Source organism: Legionella sp. km772 (assembly GCF_003989735.1).
Taxonomy (GTDB): Bacteria; Pseudomonadota; Gammaproteobacteria; order Legionellales; family Legionellaceae; genus Legionella.
Genome location: NZ_RZGQ01000033.1, coordinates 1 through 21,033, shown reverse-complemented (window position 1 = coordinate 21,033; position 21,033 = coordinate 1). Strand labels below are relative to the sequence as shown.

The following is a 21,033-nucleotide window of genomic DNA, read 5'->3' as shown; positions in this document are numbered from 1 at the left end:
AAAACTCATTTAAATCACTTTGCTATTAAGTACAAATTGATTCTTAGAGCGAACCAGATTGCTTGGCAGGAGCTTAAAAATATGGCAGCTTAAAATTGACCGTGCGTAACATGAGTTATCAAGAAGCAGCACCGCACAGCTTTGGAGCATCAGTTACCTCATCGATACTGTTAAGTGCTGTGCTTATCTAGCCCATGGTTGTTGCAGGCTGATATCTTTAAGCGTTTTTACCCATAAGGGATGGCTATTCATTGCGGGAACGAGCACAAATTGCTCTCCTCCCAAGTGATGCCACTGCTCTTTGGCGCGCAGGCCAATTTCCTCCAGGGTCTCTAAGCAATCAGTAACAAAAGAAGGACAAGTGATGGTTAAATTTTTAACCCCTTGAGCGGCAAGTTTTATCAACACCTCATCGGTATATGGTTTTATCCATGGCGTTTTTCCTAATCTTGATTGAAATGAGGTAGTATATTGATGTTTAGTTAAATTTAAGTGTTGGGCAAGTAGATGGCTCGTTTGATAACATTGAGCTTTATAGCAGCTTGGATTCTTTTCTAGGGGGCACTCGGCGACACAAATCTCCTCACAACCTGCTTTGCTTAGTTGTCGCTCTGGAATACCATGATAACTAAATAAAAGATGGTTGGTTGAAGGATGGTGCAATCTAATCAATTCACTTTGCGCTTGAACATAAGCAGAGTCTTGAAAAAATTGATTGATGAGCTTGACGGAAGGGATGAGTTCTTGTTTAGCAAGCAATCGGCACACTTCCTCTAAGGCTGAGCCTGTGGCAGCCGAGGAGTATTGTGGGTATAAGGGTATAATAAGAAGTTCATCACATTCTTTTAATTGAGCCAAGGCTGAGGCGAGCGAAGGCTTACCATAGCGCATTCCCAACACCACTTTATAATTATCCCCCAAACTCTTTTGTAGTTGTTCACACAATTGCTGGCTGTTTGCTAAAAGGGGTGAGCCTTCTTTTACCCATATAGATTGATAGGCTTCAGCTGACTTTTTGGTTCGAAAGGGTATGATTATGCCTTTGACCAAGAGGCAACGAAGAGGCCAGGGCAAATCTATAACCCGATTATCCATTAAGAATTCATTTAAATACTTGCGTACTGCAGACAGCTTGGGCGCATCTGGAGTTCCCAGATTTATAAGTAATAAACCACGTTTCATCTATAAGGCAACTTAGATTAAATAGGCCTCATATGATACCCTAAGTTGATGGACGCAGCAGCATAATTATTATTAAGCTGCTGCGAGAAAGAAAGTACCTTACTAACTAAGCCATTTGTTCTTCATTTATTTCAGTAAGTGCAATAACATTCGAGGCATGAAGGCCTCGTTCGCCATGCGCTACTTCATAACTTACCCCTTGGCCCGGAACTAAGGTTTTATAGCCTGTTCCATGAATCGATGAGAAATGAACAAAAATATCCTCACCACCACCTTCTGGAATAATAAAACCCCAACCTTTGGCGTTATTAAACCACTTGACTTCGCCTCTAGCCATGAATCCTCCTTTTGCTAAAGCCTATCAATCGTCGACTGGTGATTGGACCAGTTGAGCAATTGCATTCTTCCATAAATGACAATTGTAAAACCCCTATTAATGCATAGGTAGTTTCAACATAACGCATAATAGGTTAGATACTCAATAGCTTTTATTAAAATTTATCTATTGTTTCTATATTTGAATAAATTATTTGTTTACAATGCGCAATTAATTGGCATTAAGGAGTCTGTCTTGTTTGAATTGGATGAGCGAATTGCTGCTTCGAGCTTTGTTTTAGGCGATTGGCCCTTAGCGAAGGTCTTACTTAAAAATGATCGAAATTATCCCTGGTTTCTTTTAGTTCCACGAAGAGCCAAGCTCGAAGAATTATATCAATTGTCTGGCAAGGAGCAGGGGCTTTTAATGCAGGAAATAAACCAGTTGTCCCTATTGGTAAAAAATTATTATCAACCTGAAAAAATAAACATTGCGACCTTAGGGAATATGGTGCGTCAACTCCATATCCACTGTGTTGCACGCGGAGAACAAGATCCTTTATGGCCACAAGGAATTTGGCAAACCGCCTATCAAGCTCACGAGTATTCTGAAAAGGAGTTAACAGTAATTCTTCCTTCTTTGGTGAATTTAGTGGAGCAAGCCAAAAATTTTTTCACTTAGACCAAAAAATTCTTTCAATAAAATAAAAAATGGTGTATTGGTTAATAATTCCTTAAGATATTTTTGTTATTCTTTTGTTAGAGCTGTAACTAAGGAGTTCCGATGGCTGGCAGTACTCAAAAAATATTAGAGATAATGAGGGCAGGAAAAAATGTTCGTGCTCAAAATCATTCTAGTTTAGTTGAAGCAGCTGATTTAGATGCCCCACAGCTTAAGCCTTCGCCCAATATGGGTAAAAAGCTAGAAGAAATTCTAAACGCCTCCTTGACTAATCAGCATACTCCGATGGATTAAGTGAGTTTTTGGGATAAGGGTTTTTCGTATTTAGTAACATAAACTCTAAGTTCGGTATATACTTTAGTTAAGTGTAATTCATGTTATTGGGGTCAACGGATGGCATCGGGAGATTTCTCTGAATCCTCTCACTGGAGAGACTCTGCGCGTAGTGCGCGTTTTTTTTTGGTAGATGCGCGGGCCGCATTTCCCCTCTTTTTCTTTTTGATGCATATTAGAATTTGGACCGGTATGATAGTTTTAATATCTGCCGTTTTTTTTGCTATTATTGAGCATTATGGTTTTACCGTACCTGTTTTTTTGCGTTGGATGCGCTCATTTTTAGCGGGTAATCTGAAATCATCACAACCATGGTGGAAATGAATGGAACGAGATATAAGCAAATGTATGGTTGCAATAGCCGGCGCAATGAATGCAAAGTTTTATTTAAATGATCGCTTTGTCGGCTTTGAAGAGGTTTTTTCAGACACCGGCTTGCTTCCGGCGATTACCAAAAGAGCAGATCAGCTCTGTTCTTTGTGCTTAGGTTATGGTTTAGGGGCTACTTACGATGAAACTGAGGGAGCCCTTTTAGGTGTCCGAGTAGTTTTTGATGATGTTACACCTAATGTTTTACGTTTATTATGTATTACTGATGTAGTTAATGAATTAATGCAAGGTGGGCCGAGTAAAGATTACACCCCTTTAGACGAGCTCATGTACGATTAATACTTGCATTATTGTAAAGAAAACGAAAGTTATTGATAAAGAAGCATTATTGCATGAGTAGATTTGTTAAACTTATCATAACGAATAATAAATATTTTGGTTTTAGGAGTTTGTAATGGCCAATCCACAAATTGAACCAATCAGCGCAACCGAAGCTTTAGCGTTTGCACGTAGGGTACAGGTTCAATTGGAACGAACCAAATTAGTAAATCCTACTGATGATGCTTTAGAAGCAATTAAGACTCTTTTTGAATGTGATGAAGAGATGGAAAATGCTATTGCTAATGCACCGCAAAGAAACTATACAGCGAGTGCCACAGCGCAAGAGGGTATTGGGCAATCATCTACAAGTTCTATTTATAAGAATAACTTTAATGCTATTTTTACCTCTCGCAAGGGAAATGAGCCCATTGCAGAAGATGAACAAAAAAGTGGTTATCAGCCTAAATAATATTAATTTCAGTTCTTTCACTTCTCTAAATCCTGTTATACTTTGATTAATAAATCTTATTAAAATAACTTTGCGAGTTTTATTTAATCTATGAACGAACGACTTACAGATGAACAAAATGCACGAATTTTAAAGGCTCTGAATAAAGCAATTGAAGAAGGGCCTTGGGATAAGTCTAACTTTCTTAGAATGATTGGGAAAAACTTAATCACTATCCGCGATGATTTTTTAACGCGTCTAGGCGCTAAGACTGAACATGAATTAAGAAATGAATCTCAACTCGCCAACAAAATGGCTTTACGAAGTAATCAGCAAGAAATTTTTATTTCTTTATACTGTTTTGATGGAACGAACATCCAAAGTTGGGAACGAATAGTTGCCAATCTTCCCAAACAAACGGTGTCGCGGCCCATTTATGCTAATGAAGAGGATCTTAAAGAAATCCTTAAGTTGAAAGATAATAAAAACAATGAGGCTTATGTTGCGATTTTTATTGATAAACAAGATATCCTAACACTCTCTTCAGATAAAATTCTGAAAGATAAATTAGGTACACCGCTTTTAAGTTTAAAAGACCGAACACTTAATTTAGAAAACATTAGTCGTTTTGTTCATTCTACAGGCACTTATCAATTTCAGCGAGGACGACTGGTAAAAATGCCTGCTTAGTACTAGTTTAAAAAATACTTTATATTTGTTTTATGCTTAATATAAAGTCGCCAATTAGAATGATGCGATATATACTTAAATAAATAACATAACATTAGTTACTACGATGGCTCAACAATCACAAGGACAAGGCGGAGATAATTCCTTAGCACCCGTATGGATTACGGTATTGGTGTTTATTACGGCTTGGGCGATTTGGACGCTTGGGCATCAGCATATTGTCAGTTTTGTTTTCTTCCTAAATATTTGGGAAGGTAAATTAATCAATTTATTTCTTAATAATCCCTTACTCCAAGAGCAAATTACTCTAATGCAAACTGTCCCCACAGCGGGCGTTGATTGGAGTACGATGGTTACCATGACTAAAGAAATTGGCGATTATATGCGCTACCCAATCGCCTTAATTTTAATTGTTCTCGCCACCTTGCTTTACAAATCCAATCTCATTTTAAAATATAAAAAAGCGCATAATATGAATACCTTGCGCGCTCAAGAGCAGTTCAATTGGCCGGCAATTATGCCTATCGTAAAAGAGGACCTAGTCAGTCAAGATGTTAACCAAGGCCCGTGGGCCATGGCATTAACTCCGATGGAATTTGCCCGTAAACATAAGCTATTACGCAAAGATGATGCCTTATTAGATAATCAAATGCCGGGCATGGAAATGACCGCAGGTTTACGTAAGGGCGATGCAAAACGCGTCTTCACCATGCAACTTGGCCCCTACTGGGAGGGGTTCGAACATTGCTCACCCCAAGCCTATGCTCTTTGTGCAGTATTTATGGCTCGAATGAATAGGGATAGAGACGGTGCCAATTTAATTCTTCATACCTTAGATAAGACCTATGTGGCGGGTAAACCGGATTTTTCGGTAGCAAGACCCATTATGAAAAAATACCAAAATACTGAAGGGGTGCAAGAAATTGTAGCCAAACATGCCTACGTATTAACGGTCATTAGCTCATTGCTAACCGCCGCTCGCAATGATGGCGTGGTTCCTTCTTCAGAATTTTTATGGTTAAAGCCTGTGGACCGCCGATTATGGTATATGCTTAATTGTGTAGGGAGACAAACTCCTTATGCGGAGGTTGCTGGTCCCTTTGCTCACTGGCGTGCTGAAAGAGAGTTAGGGCGGCGCTCTTTAGTCCCAATGATTGATGAAGCAATTAGAGCCTTGGAAATTGCCATCAAAGAAGTGAAATTAAGCCCACGTCAAATGGAGGAGTTAGAGCCATGATGCGAGGTATTGATACACGTAATGAGATAGATCCCAGTCTCCTTTTAAGAGACACGCGGACTCTTACGCAACGCTTAGCCGATTTTTTTAGTGATGCTACTAATATATCCATTGTTTTATTTAGTCTGGCCGGCCTAACCTATTATTTTTCGGAAGCTGCAACGCTTATTTTATTACTTGGTGTTATTGTTTTTAGTTATTGTTATACGCGCAAAAGAAAACTTCCTTTTCGTCTACCACTTATTTCAAAGGCAAAAGATTTCAATGATTTAAAACCCGGTATTAATAAACCTAATACGGCCCGCGGGATTGCCTTTTTTGGGAATGATAGGAAAACTGGTGAGGAGCTTTGGTTTGCTAATGATGACATGCGCACGCATGCCTTAATTTTCGGCTCTACTGGTAGTGGTAAAACAGAATGTTTGGTTTCCTTGTCTTATAATGCCTTGGTTCAAGGAAGCGGCTTTATTTATGTGGATGGAAAAGGCGATAACTCCCTTTACGCAAAGGTATTCTCTATGGTGCGTAGTATGGGGCGTGAGGATGACCTTTTATTAATCAACTTTATGACCGGTGCTCGCGATATTGTTGGACCACAAGAACGACGATTATCGAATACACTCAATCCTTTTTGCCAAGGTTCCTCTAGTATGTTAACTCAGCTAGTAGTCAGCCTCATGGGCTCCTCACAAGGTGGTGGGGACGGTGATATGTGGAAAGGTCGTGCTATTGCTTTCGTTGAGGCCTTAATGCGTCTTCTCGTTTATATGCGCGATGATGGGGCCGTACTTCTTGATGCGAACACTATTCGTAACTATTTTGACCTAGGGCGCTTAGAGTCAATGGTTATTGATAAAATTTTTCCTCGCGATGATCAAGAAAGTGTTAACATTGAATCGGTACCCAAGTTGGTGACCGACCCCCTGCGTAACTATTTAAATACCCTACCTGGTTATAATAAAGAGAAAAAAGGAAAACAAGTTTCTCAAGTGTTAGAGCAACATGGTTTTATCACCATGCAGTTAGTGCGCAGTTTCTCTTCTTTAGCAGATACTTATGGTCATATTATTCGTACCAACTTAGCAGAAGTAGATTTTAAAGATGTGGTGTTAAATAGACGAATTTTAGTGGTGCTCTTACCGGCCTTAGAAAAATCTCCCGATGAGTTATCTAACCTGGGCAAAATTATTGTTTCCTCATTAAAAGCCATGATGGCAGCAGGCTTGGGAGAGGACGTTGAAGGGGATTACCGTGACGTCATTTTAAGAAAGCCTACTAATGCGCCTACACCTTATATGTGTATCCTTGATGAGTACGGTTATTATGCCGTGCAAGGTTTTGCAGTAGTTCCTGCGCAAGCACGTTCCTTAGGTTTCTCCGCAATTTTTGCGGGACAAGATTTGCCTGCCTTCCAAAAGGCATCTAAGGAGGAGGCTGCATCCATCGGCGCGAACACCAACATTAAAATCTGTATGAAATTAGAGGACCCCACTGAAACTTGGGACTTCTTTACCAAAACTGCTGGTGAGGCTTATGTTACAAAAGTAGATTCATTCCAAACTCAAGATGGAAGCATCACTAATAGTTACATGGATACGAAAAGCTCTTCTTATGAAAAACGAGCTCGGGTGGACTTATTAGACTTAAAAGAGCAAACTGAAGGTGAGGCGCATATCTTTTTCAAATCTAAAATCGTGCGTGCCCGTATGTTTTATGCTAACCCCAAACCGGTAAAACAATTAAAAATTAACCAATTTTTAAAAGTAGAACCTCCTCCTGACGATTATTTAATGAAGTTACAGAAGCAATTAACTTCCTTTCAAGAAATTTTATCAAGCGGTGAGCTAAGTATTGATAAGCACGTAGAAACAGAGGAAATTTCTATTATTGCTAAAGCTTTGCATGACTCTACTATTGAAGAGCCTATTGAGCGTGGCGTGGCTGCCCTAATTTCCTTCCATGGCCATAACGAACCAGAACCCGTAGAGGCTTTAATTGAGGAAGAGGTGGAAGGAGCCTTAACTATCTTCAGTAACTTACGGGTTAATAAAAATGCGCCTCCAATTTTAGCTGTTGATAAGATGATGTTTGCAGAGCCCTTATTACCTATTAATGAAACGAGAAATCAGATGATGATGATTGAACGTCTAGCTGGTGCAAAAGACAAATATGCTGGTACGGTTGCTAATGAACTAATCAAAGATTTCCAATTGTCTACTAGTTATCCACCGGAGGAAAGGGATGTTATTGCTCCGGAAGATCTTACTGAAGTTGTAACAAACCTCGCGAGTAAAATCGCGGCGGAGCGTGAAAAAGCCAATCAAAAAACTGAGTTATAGTGCTGTGTTGCGGCTTCCAATTAAATCACCTGTATTAGCCTTGTCTAATACAGGGACTTTCAATACACCTAAGTTATTACCACATCCCTAATTTTTATATTGCCTAGTCCTTAAAGTCCTAGTATTGGTCTCTTTTTGTTAACGATTTATTATCGTTTATCTTATCTAAGTAAATAATTTTATATAAAAAATAGCAATTTTCTTAAATTCATTGTAACGTACTCATTATGGGTTATTTTTCCTAACAAAATTGATTAAGATAGTTTTAGTTCTTTCTTAAAGTAGCTTCATATAATGGGGATCTTAGTGAAAGTAGGACGTACTAAATACACTGGGCGAATTATTCGCGTAATGGCCATACTAGCATTATTTCAAATAAGTGCTTGTGGTAACAATAAGTATGTTCCCGATGAGCAACTTACCACGCTTCCTTGTAAAGTAAGAGGCGCCTGTGATGCTACGGTGAATAAATTTTTAAAAAAATTAAATAGAAAAGGTGTCAGGGTAATCACCTTGGGTCAGGATTATCTGATTAGCATACCTTCTAGTGCTTTATTTGAAGATCAAACCCCCCATCTTACCTGGGCATCTTATGGTTTATTAAATGAAGTCGCTAATTTATTGAAACAATTTCGCAAAGTAGCAATTACTATATCCAGCCATAGCAGTAAATATGTCTCGGTACAAAGAGAGCGTGCGTTAACTTTGGCTCGATCACGTGTGGTTGGCGAATATCTATGGTCTCAGGGTGTGGATAGTCGATTTATCTTTACTCAAGGTTTAGGCAGTGATAAACCTATTATGAGAACTACTCAAGGTGGAGATTCCTCTCTTAATTCTCGAGTTGAAATTACCTTTAGAGACGCAGTGAAATAGAGAATGTAAATGAGTAAAGAAACCTGGGCACTAATTAAACAAAATAAAAGTTTTAATAAAAACGCCTACCGTCGTGGGTTAACTTTCTTAATTTTTTCTCTGTTTCTCAATATAGGTTTGGGTGTTTTAATAAGCTATATCCATTTAAATGAACCTCCACGTGATTTTTATGCAACTAGTGGAGTTACAGCACCGATACAGTTAAACCCAATGGATGAGGCGAATCAGAGCTCTCAACCTTTACTTGATCCAGATCCACCAACGGATGACAGGGAAAGAATTATACCGCAGTAATACAGAGGAAATTATGGCTGAAGATGCTTTGGCAGTTGTGCAATTAAGAAATCAATTTTATAAAGATAGCCAGCGAAAAGTAATGCTTGCTTTACTTATTGCAATCTTGGCAAATTTTTTGTTAGGAGGCTTGCTGTTTTATATTATTAGCCATCCACCTGCTCCTAAATATTTTGCTACCTCAATAAATGGGCGTATTACCCCTTTATTCCCTCTTAATGAGCCAAACCAATCTGATTCGGCGGTTTTACAATGGGCCAACCAAGCAGCCATTGCCGCCTTTACTTATAATTTCGTGAATTATAGAGACGAACTACAAGCCTCATCTGGCTTTTTTACAGCAGAGGGTTGGGATCAATTCTTAAATGCCTTACAACAATCAAATAACCTAGATGCGGTGAAAGCAAAAAAACTTATTGTATCTGCGGTGGCAACTCGCGCGCCGATTATTTTACAAAAAGGAGTTTTAAATGGAAGTTATTCATGGCGGGTTCAAATGCCTATTCTGGTAACTTACCAAAGTGCGAGTGAATTTACACAACAAAATAACGTTGTAACGATGTTAATAACGCGAGTTTCCACATTGAATTCTCCTCGTGGAATAGGTATTGCTCAATTTGTTGTAGGACCAGCAAGTGGCGGGGTAAGTTAATTATGAGAGCATTTTTTAAATTGACTCTAATGGCCACAATTGTAAGTTGTGGAGTAGTTGATAATGTGTTGGCGCAATCTGATGATGCTCAACAAGCATTACAACAGTTACGTCTTTTACAACAACGTCTTTCGCAAAACGGGGGACAAAATGGGCAAGCAAATGCTCAGGGAGCTGGCGCGCAGGGGCAAAATAACACCCAACAAGCCGCCAATGGCCAAGGGACCGATAAGCAGGCCTCATCCAATACGCCTGCTAACCCTACCCCAAATAAGCCTGTTGATACAGTCGGGGTTAGTGAGAGTGATGATGCGGTCATTGAAAATAAAGCCTTTAATGAAATGACGCGTAGTATCTATCCCTTAAACCCGGAGCAAGTTTTGCGTTTAAAGCAAATTTATCAGACTAACGAATATGCTCAAGCTTCACCCGTTGGCACCCCACCGAAACCTACGGCTACCTCGCAGTTAGTCAATTTATCGCCAGGTTCAACACCACCAGTTATTCGTTTATCACAAGGCTTTGTTTCTTCCTTAGTGTTTCTTGATTCAACTGGAGCACCTTGGCCTATTGCTGCTTATGATTTAGGCGACCCGTCTGCTTTTAATATTCAATGGGATAAAACAAGCAATACCTTAATGATTCAAGCATCTAAAATGTATAACTATGGGAATTTAGCCGTCCGTTTAAAGGGTTTAAATACCCCGGTGATGCTTACTTTAATCCCTGGACAAAAAGCGGTGGATTACCGCGTGGATTTACGAATCCAGGGCTATGGGCCTAATGCTAAAAATATGCCTATGGAAGAAGGGATTCCTCCAGCAGCGAATGATGTGCTGCTTCATGTTTTAGATGGAGTACCACCTCCCAATAGCCAGCGTCTAGTGGTCAATGGAGGAGATGCCCGAGCATGGCTAGCTCAGGAAAAAATGTACGTCAGAACAAATTTAACTATATTATCACCCGGCTGGATTGCAAGCATGACGAGTGCTGATGGAACTCATGCCTACGAAATGCAAAAATCTCCGGTCTTATTGGTATCCTGGCATGGTAAAGTCATGCAGCTCAAGGTAGAGGGTCTATAGCAATGGCAAGCAGAAAAGAAAACCTAAAATCACTGTTTTCCAACACTCGGACAAGGGTGATTATTCTATTTACACTAATTATGTTAATTGTGGCCATACTTATCGGCTATATTAAATTACGTTCAGATTCGACATCCTCTTTATCATCCGAAGTAGCAAGTGGGCCTACGAATATTCAATCTATTCCTGGGGTATTAGACCCGACCCAACAGTATGCTCAACTTCAATCACAACAAAACGTCAACCAAGCTGAAAAAGCTGAGGCCTCTGGTGGAAGTGCAATTCCTACTATTATCCGTACTCAAAGTATCGGTCAAGGTGTTGGGGTTATTGGTTCACAAAGTGGGGTTGGTTTTGTCGCCTTAGCAAATGAACAAGATGCGGGGCCGCAACAAAGTTTATGGATTCAATCCTTGCAAAATAGTAACTGCAGTAAATCAGCAATGGAAAATGTAATCAACCAAGGCGCGCAATTAAGCGACTTAAAATCTGCGTGCAGTTGCGTCCAATTAAAAGACAACGGGTATAATCTTAAAGATCTAGAAGGTGTATGTGCTTGTAAAGAATTAAAAGCTGCTGGTTATAATGCCCGGCAATTAAAAGACATTGGTTATTCTGCTGGACGCTTAAGAGATTGTGGTTTTGACGCTTGTGAATTGCGTAATGCGGGTTTTACTGCCCAAGAAATGAAAGATGGTGGTTTTTCAGATGGTGAATTAAAGGGGGCTGGTTTCTCTGATGCAGAAATCGCCCGCGCTAGTGGTTTACCAGATGGAATTACCGCTGCTGATGTTCTTAAAGCCGGTTGTAGTGCGGATGCTTTAAGTAAGTTGCGCAAAGCCGGAGTTAGCGCCTCTGCTATAAGAAGAATAAGCGGATGCAGTGCGGAACAATTGAAAGCAGCTGGGTTCACTGCGCAAGATTTAAAAGACGCGGGTTTTAGTGCTGCGGACTTAAGAAAAGCAGGATTTACTCCCGAACAATTGCGCGCGGCAGGTTATACGGCAAGGGATTTACTAAATGCGGGCTATACTCCTGCAGAGCTAGCCAATGCGGGCTATTCTGCTGCTCAAATTAAAGCAGCAGAAGCCGAGTTGCCGCCTGGAATATCAGCAGCTGATGTTAAAAATGCTGGCTGTAATATTGAAGAGCTTAAACGTGAGCGAGAAGCGGGGGTTAGTGCAACACTCATTAAGCAATATGCTGGCTGTAGTGCTCAAGCCTTAAAAGCAGCAGGATTTACCGATGCCGATTTAGCTAATGCCGGATTCACTCCGCAGCAAATTAGTGCCGCGAACACCCCGGTTTCTGATGAGGCGATCAAAGCGGCAGGTTGTGATCCTAATAAATTAAAAAAACTTTTTGCAGAAGGGGTTAGTGCGACGCGAATTAAAGAATTAAATGGCTGTAGTGCTGCGGCATTAAAAGCCGCGGGTTATGATGCTCGCGCTTTAATTGATGCAGGATACACACCAGAACAACTGCTAGCAGCAGGCTTTACTCCTCAAGAGATAAGTGCAGCCCAAAAGCAGTCCGATGACGCAATTAGAGCAGCAGGTTGTGATCCTGCCAAACTAAAGCAGCTGTTTGCGGCAGGGGTATCGGCTGCGCGAATCAAAGCACTAAATGGCTGTAGTGCGCAAGCCTTAAAAGAGGCGGGCTTTAGTGCAAAATCTTTATTAGCTGCAGGCTTTACTCCTGATCAATTGAAAGCTGCTGGGTTTAGCCAAGATCAAATTAATGCAGCGATGAATCCTGTATCGGATGATGCGATTAAAGCGGCGGGGTGCGATCCTAATAAATTAAAGCAACTTCTGGCCGAAGGGGTATCAGCAAAAAGAATCAGGGACTTAAATGGATGTAGCGCGGCGGCGTTAAAGGCTGCAGGCTTTGATGCTAAATCCTTGTTAGATGCAGGCTTTACCCCTGCCCAATTATTGGCTGCAGGTTATACTCCCCAACAAATCAGTGCGGCAACCAGCCCTATTTCTGATCAAACTATTCAAGCAGCTGGTTGTGATCCTGCTAAATTAAAGCAACTGTTTGCAGATGGTGTTTCTGCTGCTCGCATAAGGCAGTTAAACGGATGCAGTGCAGCTGATTTGAAAGCTGCAGGTTTTGATGCCAAATCCTTATTAGATGCAGGCTTTACTCCGGCCCAATTACTGGCAGCAGGATTTACACCGAAGCAATTAGAAGATAGCGGCGTTAATCCAGCGGATATTATTGCTGCAGGTAGAACAGCAGATTGCAGTGTTGCATATTTACAAAAAGCTAGGGCTGAAGGGCTTTCAGCGGCAACCATAAAACAAACCTTGGGCTGTTCGGCTGCGGCATTAAAGGCAGCAGGCTATACAGCTAAAGAATTAAAAGATGCTGGTTTTACTGCGGCTGAATTGAAAAATGCCGGTTTTTCTGCCGCAGATTTAAAAGCAGCCGGTTTTTCAGCTAAAGAACTAAAGGATGCTGGTTTTAGCGCGACAGAATTAAAAAATGCAGGTTTCAGTGCTAAGGATTTGAAGGATGCGGGCTTTAGTGCAGCGGATTTAAAGGCAGCAGGTTTTTCTGCAGCACAACTTAAAGCTGCAGGTTTTAGCGCTAAGGATTTGAAAGATGCAGGTTTTAGCGCCAAAGATTTGAAAGATGCAGGGTTTAGTGCTTCGGATTTAAAAGCGGCAGGTTTTTCTGCTAGCCAATTAAAAGACGCTGGCTTTAGTGCAAAAGATTTAAAAGATGCTGGATTCACTGCAGCAGAATTAAGTAATGCAGGCTATAGTGCGGATCAACTGGCTGCAGCTGGTTTTTCTCCCTCCGAATCATCGGTGGCAGGACTTGGTGCTCCTAACCTTTCATCCGCTAATTCGAATATAGCCGCGATTCCTGGTATTGGAGGGAATAATCAAAACGTATCCTCTAATCTCGCCGCTAATGCCCAACAATTGCAATCGATTGTTAACAAACAAAATGAGCAAATGGCTGAGCAAAAATATCAACAGAAAATCCAACAGCGTTCTAATGATATGGTCGGTGCAGGAAATCAATTGATCCAGGGTTGGAAAGAGGTTAGTGTGCAGACCTATATAGAGGGTACGCCTGACAAAGAAGAGGCGGCTGGTGCAGCAGCTGTAGCTGCAGCAGGTGGAACTCCTGATTCTAATCCACTCGCTCCAACTAGTGCCGCTAATGCTAATTCAGCCACTGTAATTAAAATGGGCGACATTTTATTTGCTATTATGGACACGGCCGTAAACAGTGACGAGCCCGGACCTATACTTGCAACTATTGTAACGGGTAAATTCAAAGGGGCTAAGCTCATAGGCAGTTTTAACCTCCCTTCTAATGCTAATAGCATGGTGATTACGTTTAATGCGATGTCTATCCCAGGCAATAACAAAACCATAGGCATATCAGCATTTGCTATTGACCCCAATACAGCTAGAACCGCATTATCAAGTAGAACAGATCATCATTATATGATGCGCTATGGTTCGCTCTTTGCCTCTTCATTTTTACAAGGTTTTGGTAATGCGTTCCAATCGGCTAATACAACGGTCACCATTGGCGGTACTGGCGGTGGCAACGATATTACTATTCAAAATGGTATTGGGCGATCTGCTTTAGAGAATGCGGTGATTGGCTTGGCCCAAGTAGGTCAAAACTGGGGGCAAGCAGCACAGCAATTATTTAATACGCCCGTTACTGTAGAGGTTTACGCAGGAACAGGTATTGGGGTCTTATTTACACAAGATGTGACAATTAGCTAACCTTGGTGGCAGAATAAAATGGCAGAAAATGATCAAAACGATGAATATAAATTTGTAGAGCTTGATGGTCTTGATAACCCAATGATGGATGATCCTGACTCTAAACAAAGTTCTGGAACTTCTTCCTTTGAAAGGCCGGTGGGAAGTTCTAAAAAAGATATTAAACGTAATGCAATACTTGCTCTGGGATTAATTATTCTGGCTATGGTTTTGTATAAAATTATTGGCTCATTTATCCATAAGAAAGATGAGGTAGCCGTGCAACAACCGGTTCAGCCGACCAGTCAAATAGCAGCAGTCCAGCCTACGCAGACTATACAACCTATAACCCAACCGACGACACAACCTGTAGTTAATTCAGCACCCTCCTATAATCCACAACCTGTAAATACGGTGGATAATTCGGAATTGACTAAAAAAGTTAATGCCATAGAGATGGCGCAACAGAATGTCCGCTCTGAAGTCGGAACGGTGAGTCAACAAGTAAACTCGGTCAATAGCAATGTACAGAATTTAAATAATCAAATTGCCAGTTTAAACCAAGTGATTAACAATTTGTCTACGCAATTAGCCAAACAAACTGAGGAAATTAATGTACTAATGGTACGCACCCAACCTAAACGGGTGATTAAACATATAAGTAAACCAATGACTTCACCATTAGTTTATTATATTCAAGCAGTAATTCCTGGTCGCGCTTGGATAATTGGCACAAATGGTTCTACACTTACAGTAAGAGAGGGAACTAAAATAGCTGGATATGGAGTGGTGAAGCTCATTGATCCTTTAGAGGGTCGGGTTGTCACTAGTTCTGGGCAGGTAATTCGGTTTAGTCAAGAAGATAGTTGAGGCATTTATGGCTTGTACTGGTGGTACTACAGCATGTTGGTTAGCGAGTCAGGCAAACATTTTAAATAATGTTGCCAATTCAATGCCTGCTGTAGAAAAACTTGTGACAGGGGCTGCATATCTGATAGGTTTGCTGTTTGTATTTAAAGCAATCGCAACTCTACGATCGTACGGCGAATCTAGAACGATGATGTCGAATAATGGCAGTATGAAGGAGCCCTTGATCTATTTAGCATCGGGTGCAATGTTAATTTATTTTCCTACGGCATTTAAAATTTTCATGCAGACCTCATTTGGTTATGAAAATGTATTGCAGTATGCACCGGTTAATAGTCCGAATAATGCATTTGATACTTTATTTGGCAGTGGTAGTGCAGTGGGGGAACCCTTATCTATCATCATTCAAGTTATAGGAGTAATCGCATTTGTGCGTGGATGGGTATTAATTGCTCGCGCATCAGGCCAAGGACAACAACCAGGTGGCACTGGAAAAGGTTTAATGCATGTTTGTGGCGGGATTTTAGCTATGAATATTGTGGGTACACTGGATATGATTAATAATACTTTATATGGTACTTAAGGTAATCATTATTCTGGTAATACAGAGTGCAGCAGCTGGTTCTACTAGTATTGTTAACTGCTAGTAGCTCAGATTAAAGATAAGTGGCTAAATAGGAGAGTAAAAGTGAAAAAATTTCTGAAGGTTTGTAAGCCTTGGTTGATCAGTATTCTGAGTTTTTCAGGGTTACTGCTAGTTTGTCAAGAAGCATCGGCAACAACTATAGGTAATATGGCGAGCTCATTATATGGAACCTTTACTAATATCGGCTATGCGATAACCGGCGGTTCCTATGTAGCGGGCTTAGCTTTTTCGATTGGTGCTATCATGAAATTTAAGCAGCATAAAGATAATCCTACCCAAATTCCTATTGGTACGCCGATTTCTTTAGTGTTTATTGCCGCCGCATTATTGTTCTTACCCTCGATCTTAAGCGTTGCTGGCTATACTATGTTTGGTGCTAAAGGTTCAACAGCTGGTCCTACTGGTCAAACCATTACTGGTAGCTAAGATTAAAAATAAAAGTGAGAGATTAGGAGAGTGAAAGTGAAAAATTTATTGAAAATTTGTAAGCCTTGGTTCATTAGCATCACAAGTTTTTCGGTGTTGCTGCTCGTGTGCCAAGATGCATCGGCTGGTACAACCATAGGTACGATGGCAAGTTCTATATATAAAACGTTTACCAACGTAGGTTATGCGATCACTGGGGGCTCTTATGTTGCAGGCTTAGCTTTCTCGATTGGTGCTATCATGAAATTTAAGCAGCATAAAGACAATCCCACTCAAATTCCTATTGGTACACCGATTTCCTTAGTATTTATTGCGGCTGCGTTATTGTTCTTACCCTCGATCTTAAGCGTTGCTGGCTATACTATGTTCGGTGCTCAAGGCTCAACAGCTGGTCCTACTGGTATGACCATTACTGGTAGCTAATAGTGATGATAATTGAATGCTCTACTAGCTGTTTGTGAAGTGATAGTTGGTAAGCCAGGGTCAGATTGAAATTGCTAAAAGCGAAAAATTTGACCCTTGTTACTGCGGTTCAACTTCTACGGTTAATTGCACGAAATGGGCCTAAACATGGCTGATAATAAAAAACGATGTCAAATTAAATTAAATGCAACTCCTGGAGCTTGGCGTTTATATTCAGCGCGAAAAATTGATGAGCGCTTTAAAGCCTATGAAGAAAAAATATTTCGTAGAGACCAATACACCTGTCAATTTTGCGGGTTCCAAGCCCGTCTATTTCAAGAAATTGTTAACTTAGATGGCGATTATACTAATAATAAATTAGCAAACTTAGTCACTGCTTGCTGTTTTTGCTCCCAGTGTTTTTTCCTTGAATCTGTGGGGGTAGGGGGCTATGGTGGTGGCACATTGGTTTACTTGCCTGAGCTAAGCCAAGCAGAACTAAATAGTTTATGTCATGTCTTATTTTGTGCTATTACTAATGATACTGGTTATAAAGGAAGTGCCCAAAATATTTATCGTGCATTTAAGTTTAGATCACAAATAGTTGAAGAAAAATTTGGTGAAGGATCTAGTGATCCAGCAATATTTGGCCAATTGATAATCGATTCAGCTATTGATAAGGAAGAAAGCAGAGCACAACTGTTTAAAAATATCTGTCTCCTGCCTTCCAGAGCTAAATTCCGTAAACAAATAGAACAATGGGCAGCAAGCGCCTTACAGGAAATTGCCGATTAAGAGAGGATTTTAAATGGCCAGTTGGGGAGACTCATTTTTTGAGGGCGTAGACACTTTTTTTGCGTGGCTTAGTACCTCATTAAAACAAACCACAGAATCTTATATTGATTTAGAAACAGCAGATAGTCCTACTGTTTTAGTGAATCATGATGGTTCCCTTCTTTCAATTCTAAAAATTGAAGGAATTACTGCTTTGGCAGGAGCTGACGAATTTGAAGCCTTAGTTTACGGTTTAAATAACTCATTTCAAGCAGCCATGAGCCGACCTGGTCATGCACTGCAAGTTTATTTTAGTCATGATAAGCAAAATATAAAAAAATTAATTCAGGATATTTACGACCCTGCTGTTAATACAGCAGAGCGGCTTAATTTAAATCTAAAAGATCTTTTTTCTGAACGCGTCGATTATTTAGCTCAATATTGCGCGGAGGAGAGAGTTTATTTCGTCCTCGTTACTCGTCCTTTCAATTTGCCCAGTGATCAATTAAAGGCGGCAAATAAAGCTAAATTAAAGATGATTAAAGATACGAAGGCCCCACCATTTAAAAATACTCAGACTGTTTATGCGGCGATGCCGGAACTACGGGATACTCACGATGCTTATGTTAGGGCTGTTTTGAATGACATGGATACGCTGCATTTAGTCGCCCGCTTACTCGAAGTGCACGAAGCTGTCCACGCAATTCGCATGACCGCCGACTCTGACTTTACGGCTGATGATTGGCGAGCTACTTTACCAGGTGACAAAGTTTCAGTTCGCGAGATCAATAGTTTTGAAGGCGATGCCTCGGATTTATTATGGCCGCCCTTAGCGAAACAAGTGCTACCACGAGATGGAGAAAACCTGGATTTAAGAACAGTACGAGTAGGCGATAAAATTTATTCGTCCGCTTATATCGATTTATTTCCCAAAGATGTTCGTCCTTTTGTAAGTTTATTCGCACGGATTTTACCTTCTCATATTCCTTGGAAAATTTCATTTTTAGTGGAAAGTGAAGGTCTGGGAACGATTAAATTAAAAGGTTTGTTATCTTCTATTTTAAGTTTCAGTTCAGCGCAAAATCGCCTAATTAGTGATTCGGTAAACCTATTAAAATATTTACAATTAAACACAGATGAAGCCATCGTTCGCTTACGGGTGGTTGCTACTACTTGGGCCCCAGAAGATAACATTCCCCTGCTTCGTCGACGTACTTCAGAATTAGTTAAAGCGATTCAAGGTTGGGGCTCTACAGACGTTTCAGACATCTGTGGAGATCCGTTCGCAGGTTTTGTTGCGAGCACTTTGGCGATGTCGATGAACAGTCCAGCCGTAGCCAGTGTGGCACCGCTTAGTGAAGTAATTAGTATGTTACCTATTACGCGACCAGCATCACCTTGGAAGTATGGGGCCTTACTATTTCGTTCGCCTGATGGTAAACCTTGGCCTTTTCAACCGGGTTCCACGGAGCAGACGACCTGGATTGATTTAGTTTATGCGCGTCCAGGCTCTGGTAAATCAGTATTGTCAAATGCCTTAAACTTAGCACTTTGCCTGTCTGGCGGCTTAATTCGCCTACCCCGCATTGCTATTATCGATATTGGGCCTTCAAGTAGCGGCTTGATTTCTCTATTAAAAGAAGCGTTACCCGCAGCCCAACGGCATATGGTGGCCTATCACCGCTTGAGAATGACTCCGGACTATTCAATTAATCCTTTTGATACTCAGTTGGGTTGTCGTTACCCTACTGCCTTAGAGCGTTCATTTCTCGTTAATTTTATTACCTTGATTACCACCCCTTTAGGTGCGGCTAAACCCTATGACGGGATGCCTGATCTTGCGGGTATGGTGGTTGATGAATTATATAAAAGCATGGCTGATGAATTTAACCCTACTCCTTATGCTCCCGGGGTAGAAGAGTTCATTGACAGCGTTTTGGAAGAAATTGGTTTTATCCGTGATTCAAAAACAACCTGGTGGGAAGTGACCGATGCCTTATATTCGGCAGGTTTTATCCATGATGCACTGCTGGCGCAACGTTATGCCATGCCGCTGCTTGCTGATGCTGCATCGATTTGTCGTAGCCCCTCTATTGAGGATTTATATGAAAAAGTTACGGCACCTACCGGTGAGTCACTAATTAACGCATTTTCGCGAATGATTTCCTCGGCAGTTCGCGAATACCCTATCTTGTCGCGAGTAACCAGTTTTGATATCGGCGATGCACGGGTAGTTTCTTTAGATTTGGATGAGGTAGCCAAAAGTGGGGGAGATGCTGCTGACCGGCAAACTGCAGTAATGTATATGTTGGCAAGGTATGTTTTAGCACGGCATTATTACTTGACCGAAGAGAGTCTGAATAACATTCCTGAACAATATAAAGAATACCATAAACAACGGGTATTGGAGATCCGCGAAGACCACAAACGCATTATTTATGATGAATTCCACCGAACCGCTAAATCCCAAGCTGTTCGTGAACAAGTGATTATTGATATGCGGGAAGGACGTAAATGGAAAGTACAAATTGCCTTATTATCGCAATCCGTTGATGACTTTGATCCCGTAATGATTGACTTTGCCACCTCGATTTATATTATGGATGCGGGTCCCTCGCAAGCCATAGAAAAAACCACTTCTATTTTTGGTTTGTCTGAGACGGCCAAAATCGCCTTAAGAAATCGGGTTCACGGCCCTAAATTAGGCGGAGCCACCTTTTTAGCCCAGTTTGCCACTAAGACCGGTGTCAACGTTCAATTATTGACCTTAACTTTAGGGCCAGTAGAATTATGGGCCTTTAGTACCACGGCTGAAGATGCGACGGTTAGAAACCATTTATACCGGCAATTAGGTCCAGCGGAAGCAAGAAGGGTGCTGGCAGCTCTATTTCCCAATGGAACTATTGCTAAAGAGGTTGAAGCACGCTTGGCTGAGATGAAAGCCAAAGGTGGTTTAATTGAAGAAGATGATAAAAATGGGGTTGTAACCCAGCTCTTAAATGATATTTTAGAGGCCTATTCCAAAGATCCTAATATTAAGAGCTTACCGATTAAAGTATAAATTAAAATTATTTCGATTAATGCTTCAATTGCAACCATTCAGTGAACTGCATCATAACCTGATTCCAACCCAGTGCTTATTGCTTTCCTGCTTTAGAAGGTAATGAGCAAACTCGTGGGATAAAACGGATGTTATTCCTGCAAGCCTTTCAACCTAGTTAAAGGAATTTATTTCCTCCTACTCATAAATTTTAAATACTATGCTATATTTTTAATAACTCATGTTACGCACGGTCAATTTTAAGCTGCCATATTTTTAAGCTCCTGCCAAGCAATCTGGTTCGCTCTAAGAATCAATTTGTACTTAATAGCAAAGTGATTTAAATGAGTT

The 21,033-nt window shown here is 40.7% G+C and carries 21 protein-coding genes and 1 pseudogene; 19 read left to right on the top strand and 3 right to left on the bottom strand.

Annotated elements, in window-relative coordinates:
• Window positions 1-9: 9 nt before the first annotated feature.
• From ELY15_RS16065 to ELY15_RS05745, 3 genes are all read right to left on the bottom strand, one after another.
• Window positions 10-150 (bottom strand): hypothetical protein, encoded by a 141-nt coding sequence (locus ELY15_RS16065; RefSeq protein WP_158617415.1) that lies wholly within the window; start codon window positions 148-150, stop codon window positions 10-12.
• A 33-nt stretch (window positions 151-183) separates the two neighbouring features.
• Window positions 184-1,182, bottom strand: a complete 999-nt coding sequence (hemH, locus tag ELY15_RS05750; RefSeq protein ID WP_127098702.1) for a ferrochelatase — start codon at window positions 1,180-1,182, stop codon at window positions 184-186.
• A 106-nt stretch (window positions 1,183-1,288) separates the two neighbouring features.
• Window positions 1,289-1,519, bottom strand: coding sequence for a cold-shock protein (locus ELY15_RS05745; RefSeq protein WP_127098701.1), 231 nt, complete (start codon window positions 1,517-1,519; stop codon window positions 1,289-1,291).
• A 180-nt stretch (window positions 1,520-1,699) separates the two neighbouring features.
• Between ELY15_RS05745 and ELY15_RS05740 the strand changes: the two genes are divergently transcribed.
• The 19 genes and pseudogenes from ELY15_RS05740 (at window position 1,700) to ELY15_RS05650 (ending at window position 20,703) form a co-directional block, all read left to right on the top strand.
• On the top strand, window positions 1,700-2,179 hold the full coding sequence (locus ELY15_RS05740) for an HIT domain-containing protein (RefSeq protein WP_233586530.1): 480 nt from the start codon (window positions 1,700-1,702) through the stop codon (window positions 2,177-2,179).
• 102 nt (window positions 2,180-2,281) lie between these two features.
• Window positions 2,282-2,473: a hypothetical protein gene (locus ELY15_RS05735; protein ID WP_127098699.1), complete on the top strand. Its 192-nt coding sequence runs from the start codon at window positions 2,282-2,284 to the stop codon at window positions 2,471-2,473.
• Between the two features lie 99 nt (window positions 2,474-2,572).
• Window positions 2,573-2,836: an IcmT/TraK family protein gene (gene icmT / locus ELY15_RS05730; protein ID WP_127098698.1), complete on the top strand. Its 264-nt coding sequence runs from the start codon at window positions 2,573-2,575 to the stop codon at window positions 2,834-2,836.
• Window positions 2,837-3,181: a type IV secretion IcmS family protein gene (locus ELY15_RS05725; RefSeq protein ID WP_127098697.1), complete on the top strand. Its 345-nt coding sequence runs from the start codon at window positions 2,837-2,839 to the stop codon at window positions 3,179-3,181.
• A gap of 115 nt (window positions 3,182-3,296) precedes the next feature.
• Entirely contained in the window at window positions 3,297-3,632 is a 336-nt protein-coding gene (locus ELY15_RS05720; protein ID WP_127098696.1) for a hypothetical protein, read from the top strand.
• 90 nt (window positions 3,633-3,722) lie between these two features.
• Window positions 3,723-4,301 carry a Dot/Icm secretion system protein IcmQ gene (gene icmQ / locus ELY15_RS05715; protein ID WP_127098695.1) on the top strand — a complete coding sequence of 193 codons (579 nt, stop codon included), beginning with the start codon at window positions 3,723-3,725 and terminating at the stop codon, window positions 4,299-4,301.
• Window positions 4,302-4,407: 106 nt separating this feature from the next.
• Window positions 4,408-5,538 carry a type IVB secretion system coupling complex protein DotM/IcmP gene (gene icmP, locus ELY15_RS05710; protein WP_127098694.1) on the top strand — a complete coding sequence of 377 codons (1,131 nt, stop codon included), beginning with the start codon at window positions 4,408-4,410 and terminating at the stop codon, window positions 5,536-5,538.
• Window positions 5,535-7,877 (top strand): TraM recognition domain-containing protein, encoded by a 2,343-nt coding sequence (locus tag ELY15_RS05705; RefSeq protein WP_127098693.1) that lies wholly within the window; start codon window positions 5,535-5,537, stop codon window positions 7,875-7,877. Before icmP ends, ELY15_RS05705 begins: the two co-directional genes overlap by 4 nt.
• 306 nt (window positions 7,878-8,183) lie before the next feature.
• Window positions 8,184-8,753 (top strand): type IVB secretion system protein IcmN/DotK, encoded by a 570-nt coding sequence (gene icmN, locus ELY15_RS05700; RefSeq protein WP_370449389.1) that lies wholly within the window; start codon window positions 8,184-8,186, stop codon window positions 8,751-8,753.
• A 9-nt stretch (window positions 8,754-8,762) separates the two neighbouring features.
• A complete protein-coding gene (icmM, locus tag ELY15_RS05695; RefSeq protein ID WP_127098692.1) occupies window positions 8,763-9,047 on the top strand; it encodes a type IVB secretion system protein IcmM/DotJ in 285 nt (94 codons plus the stop codon).
• 13 nt (window positions 9,048-9,060) lie between these two features.
• Entirely contained in the window at window positions 9,061-9,699 is a 639-nt protein-coding gene (locus ELY15_RS05690; RefSeq protein ID WP_127098704.1) for a type IVB secretion system apparatus protein IcmL/DotI, read from the top strand.
• Between the two features lie 245 nt (window positions 9,700-9,944).
• Window positions 9,945-10,784 (top strand): annotated as a pseudogene (locus ELY15_RS05685) (DotH/IcmK family type IV secretion protein); the annotation flags it as partial.
• Between the two features lie 2 nt (window positions 10,785-10,786).
• Entirely contained in the window at window positions 10,787-14,548 is a 3,762-nt protein-coding gene (gene dotG / locus ELY15_RS05680; RefSeq protein ID WP_127098690.1) for a type IVB secretion system protein DotG/IcmE, read from the top strand.
• Window positions 14,549-14,566: 18 nt separating this feature from the next.
• Complete coding sequence (gene icmG / locus ELY15_RS05675) at window positions 14,567-15,397, top strand: type IVB secretion system protein IcmG/DotF (RefSeq protein WP_127098689.1); 831 nt, start codon at window positions 14,567-14,569, stop codon at window positions 15,395-15,397.
• Window positions 15,398-15,404: 7 nt separating this feature from the next.
• Window positions 15,405-15,977, top strand: a complete 573-nt coding sequence (locus tag ELY15_RS05670) for a type IV secretion protein IcmC (RefSeq protein ID WP_127098688.1) — start codon at window positions 15,405-15,407, stop codon at window positions 15,975-15,977.
• Between the two features lie 105 nt (window positions 15,978-16,082).
• Window positions 16,083-16,466 carry a type IV secretion protein IcmD gene (locus ELY15_RS05665; RefSeq protein ID WP_127098687.1) on the top strand — a complete coding sequence of 128 codons (384 nt, stop codon included), beginning with the start codon at window positions 16,083-16,085 and terminating at the stop codon, window positions 16,464-16,466.
• A 36-nt stretch (window positions 16,467-16,502) separates the two neighbouring features.
• Window positions 16,503-16,889, top strand: coding sequence for a type IV secretion protein IcmD (locus ELY15_RS05660; protein WP_233586527.1), 387 nt, complete (start codon window positions 16,503-16,505; stop codon window positions 16,887-16,889).
• Window positions 16,890-17,036: 147 nt separating this feature from the next.
• Entirely contained in the window at window positions 17,037-17,663 is a 627-nt protein-coding gene (gene icmJ, locus ELY15_RS05655; protein ID WP_199744176.1) for a type IVB secretion system protein IcmJDotN, read from the top strand.
• Window positions 17,664-17,676: 13 nt separating this feature from the next.
• The gene (locus ELY15_RS05650) at window positions 17,677-20,703 is read left to right on the top strand and encodes a type IV secretion protein IcmB (protein ID WP_127098685.1); all 3,027 of its coding nucleotides are present in this window, start codon (window positions 17,677-17,679) and stop codon (window positions 20,701-20,703) included.
• Window positions 20,704-21,033: the final 330 nt, after the last annotated feature.

Coding starts and splice junctions, on each gene's coding strand:
- hemH (WP_127098702.1), bottom strand. CDS start 1,182: ATGAAACGTGGTTTATTACTTATAAATCTGGGAACTCCAGATGCGCCC.
- ELY15_RS05670 (WP_127098688.1), top strand. CDS start 15,405: ATGGCTTGTACTGGTGGTACTACAGCATGTTGGTTAGCGAGTCAGGCA.
- icmJ (WP_199744176.1), top strand. CDS start 17,037: ATGGCTGATAATAAAAAACGATGTCAAATTAAATTAAATGCAACTCCT.
- ELY15_RS05745 (WP_127098701.1), bottom strand. CDS start 1,519: ATGGCTAGAGGCGAAGTCAAGTGGTTTAATAACGCCAAAGGTTGGGGT.
- icmP (WP_127098694.1), top strand. CDS start 4,408: ATGGCTCAACAATCACAAGGACAAGGCGGAGATAATTCCTTAGCACCC.
- ELY15_RS05720 (WP_127098696.1), top strand. CDS start 3,297: ATGGCCAATCCACAAATTGAACCAATCAGCGCAACCGAAGCTTTAGCG.
- icmM (WP_127098692.1), top strand. CDS start 8,763: ATGAGTAAAGAAACCTGGGCACTAATTAAACAAAATAAAAGTTTTAAT.
- ELY15_RS05705 (WP_127098693.1), top strand. CDS start 5,535: ATGATGCGAGGTATTGATACACGTAATGAGATAGATCCCAGTCTCCTT.
- ELY15_RS16065 (WP_158617415.1), bottom strand. CDS start 150: ATGCTCCAAAGCTGTGCGGTGCTGCTTCTTGATAACTCATGTTACGCA.
- icmT (WP_127098698.1), top strand. CDS start 2,573: ATGGCATCGGGAGATTTCTCTGAATCCTCTCACTGGAGAGACTCTGCG.
- icmG (WP_127098689.1), top strand. CDS start 14,567: ATGGCAGAAAATGATCAAAACGATGAATATAAATTTGTAGAGCTTGAT.
- ELY15_RS05650 (WP_127098685.1), top strand. CDS start 17,677: ATGGCCAGTTGGGGAGACTCATTTTTTGAGGGCGTAGACACTTTTTTT.
- icmQ (WP_127098695.1), top strand. CDS start 3,723: ATGAACGAACGACTTACAGATGAACAAAATGCACGAATTTTAAAGGCT.
- ELY15_RS05735 (WP_127098699.1), top strand. CDS start 2,282: ATGGCTGGCAGTACTCAAAAAATATTAGAGATAATGAGGGCAGGAAAA.
- dotG (WP_127098690.1), top strand. CDS start 10,787: ATGGCAAGCAGAAAAGAAAACCTAAAATCACTGTTTTCCAACACTCGG.
- ELY15_RS05725 (WP_127098697.1), top strand. CDS start 2,837: ATGGAACGAGATATAAGCAAATGTATGGTTGCAATAGCCGGCGCAATG.
- ELY15_RS05690 (WP_127098704.1), top strand. CDS start 9,061: ATGGCTGAAGATGCTTTGGCAGTTGTGCAATTAAGAAATCAATTTTAT.